Source organism: Acinetobacter sp. 228, from assembly GCF_048147885.1.
Map to the genome: position 1 here is coordinate 1 of NZ_JAYWYV010000321.1, position 1,292 is coordinate 1,292.

The 1,292-nt window shown below is 40.6% G+C and carries 2 protein-coding genes; both read right to left on the reverse strand.

All coding sequences use genetic code 11. The features are described 5' to 3' along the window. The coding region (locus VXQ92_RS18605; RefSeq protein ID WP_416682803.1) for an SDR family NAD(P)-dependent oxidoreductase at positions 1 to 353 on the reverse strand (353 nt) is incomplete at its 3' end. A gap of 65 nt (positions 354 to 418) precedes the next feature. Then, positions 419 to 1,292 (reverse strand): metal-dependent hydrolase (locus tag VXQ92_RS18610; RefSeq protein WP_416682804.1); only part of this gene is annotated, 874 nt, incomplete at its 5' end.

Below are 1,292 nucleotides of genomic sequence, written 5' to 3' on the forward strand. Positions count from 1 at the left end.
CACCATTTCCAGTCTTCCAAACTCATTTCATCAAATTTGCCACCTAGCCCTACGCCAGCATTATTAATAATGAGAGTTACCGGATGTCCTAATAACTGTTCTGCCCGATCAGCCAAAGCCTGTACTTGTTCTGCTTGCCCAACATCGCACTGTACAGCAAATGCTTTTTGTCCCAACTGTTCAATTAACTTTACGGTTTCTTCAGCAGCTTTTAAATTAATATCTGCGCAGACTACGCTGCCACCACGTTTTGCCAGTTCAACTGCAAAGCTTCGTCCAATCCCACTGCCTGCCCCAGTTACGACCGCATATGCGTTTCGGCTCGGCTGGTCTTTCTTACCAAATAAAATCATAGTAAATCCTAAAAAACTTTAGGGAGATGGCAGTAATTGTCATATTACTGCCATGACCAATAGGCTTATGAAACTGCACGAACTGGTGGTGTAAATTCCTTCACAAAGTAAGGCGCAATTGCACCGCCCTCGTTAAGTAATTTCTTTTTGTAGTACTCCAGATATTCGGTCGTGTCATGATCATTTGGATGGAAGTCTGGACGTAAGTAATCAAAAATCTGACCAATGGTGCTACCAAATACGCCATCTTTTGGACTAAAAATTAAGTTGACGCCACGACGTGCATCTTTCCAGAATTTTCTGGTCAACAGTTCTTTTGGCTTACGCAGTAGAGGTACAAATAACGTTGCTGTTGGAATAAGCCCTAAAATGGTAATGAAAGCCATTAAAAAGCCCGTTGCGCGTAACGGATAATTACCGTTTAAAACCTGATAGACGTCATAAGCAATATCTTTATGCTCAGATTCTTCAAGCATATGCCACATCCATAAGGCACGACTTTTGGCATCGTCGGTATAATAGAAATTCTTTTCATGCTTCATCATGTATTCGGCAAGTACCGCTGTAAAATGTTCAATACCCGCCATGAGTGAATGCTTTAATGGTTGCGGGAATTTTAAGAACACATATTTAAAGAAGTTCTCACCCAAGAAACGATAAAAATCGACCGGATATTCCAGCTCTTTAATTGCATCATTGAACTCATTATGCAATTTTGAATGGATGGCTTCTTGACCAATCAGCGATGTAACACGCTGTTTTAAAATCGGATCTTGAATAAATTCACGGTGGTGACGAGCTGTTTCAATCACCAGATCTTCACCATAGGTCAAAAAAACCGAAAGCGTTGCAAAAAACAAAGTTGCAAACTGGTTGTTGACGTAAAACTCGATATCAATTTCTTTACCATCAAACCCGATATTTAAATGGCGAATTGGG